We start from the raw sequence: 1105 nt of genomic DNA on the forward strand, positions 1-1105 counted from the left end.
GCGCCGGTGGCCATCAGCGCGGCGTCCCGAAAGCCGGTCAATTCCGTTGCCGCCCATGGTCAGCGAGACTGCCGCAAGTGGTCAATTTCAATTGCCGTAGACGGGCAGTTTTAGACTGCCGTTGACAGTCACAGCCAAGTTTTCCTCGTCAGAGATGCTTCGCCATGCGAATGGATGTCGGTTCATAGCCCAGGGACTCATAGAGTTTGCGGGCGCCGAGGTTGTACCCGAAGACGTTTAAGCCAAGTTCAATGGCCCCGGCTAATCTCGCCTCGCGCTCGGCCAGAAGCATGGCATCTCTTCCGTATCCCCTGCGTTGGAACGGCTCGTAGATTTCTACATCCCAAACCCACCATTTGCCGGCGTCCGCATTGGTTTCCGGGCCGACCCAGAGGTAGCCAACTACGTCGTCACCGGCCACGACGTTGAATACCAAATGGTGATCTCGCTGCCGTCCGTTGGGGAATTGCTGCGCAAAGCTTGTGTCTGCAGCCGCTTTCGCCTCCGCCGCAGACTCGCCGGCGGTGATTCGACTAACGATGTACTCAGCTCTAATCGAGGCGATCCATTCAGGCATCTCTTCAATTGGCATTGGCAATAGATAGGCGTGCATGGGTTTAATCCTTGCAGCTGCGCATGATCCAAGGCAATATGCATCAGGGCGGACCAATCATCTCAAACGGCGAAGACCAGCAAGTCGTTGACCAACCGATCATTACGAGCGCTTCAGATTTGAAACAGCAATGGACAGGAACCAACCAATGGGTCGCCGAGGTATACCGGAATCGCAGTGATGATCGGCGTCTGCCCGTTCCACCAGGACACCGCATACGGCACTATGCGGCTTCCTCAACCCTAATGGCTCTGGCCATGAAGGTCGCTTGCGAGGCAGCCGGCCCGGGGTCGGGGTCGGGCGTTAACGGGGTGCGGCCCCCGGCGGGTGCCGGGGGCCGCAACGGGCGCCGCCTGGTTCGGGCGTTAAACATCGGAACCCCTGAACAATGATGTTCAGGGGTTCCGGGACGGATTGTCCGGCGGTGACCTACTCTCCCACACCCTCCCGAGTGCAGTACCATCGGCGCGGTGGGTCTTAGCTTCCGGGTTC

At 59.0% G+C, this 1105-nt stretch carries 1 protein-coding gene and 1 rRNA gene; both read right to left on the bottom strand.

Annotated features, from left to right (window positions below; genetic code table 11):
* Positions 1 to 148: 148 nt before the first annotated feature.
* Positions 149 to 613 (bottom strand): GNAT family N-acetyltransferase, encoded by a 465-nt coding sequence (locus DQ353_RS21105; protein WP_113765140.1) that lies wholly within the window; start codon positions 611 to 613, stop codon positions 149 to 151.
* 416 nt (positions 614 to 1029) lie between these two features.
* Positions 1030 to 1105 (bottom strand): 5S ribosomal RNA (gene rrf / locus DQ353_RS22780); the annotation flags it as partial.

This window comes from Arthrobacter sp. AQ5-05 (assembly GCF_003287975.1).
GTDB lineage: Bacteria > Actinomycetota > Actinomycetes > Actinomycetales > Micrococcaceae > Paeniglutamicibacter.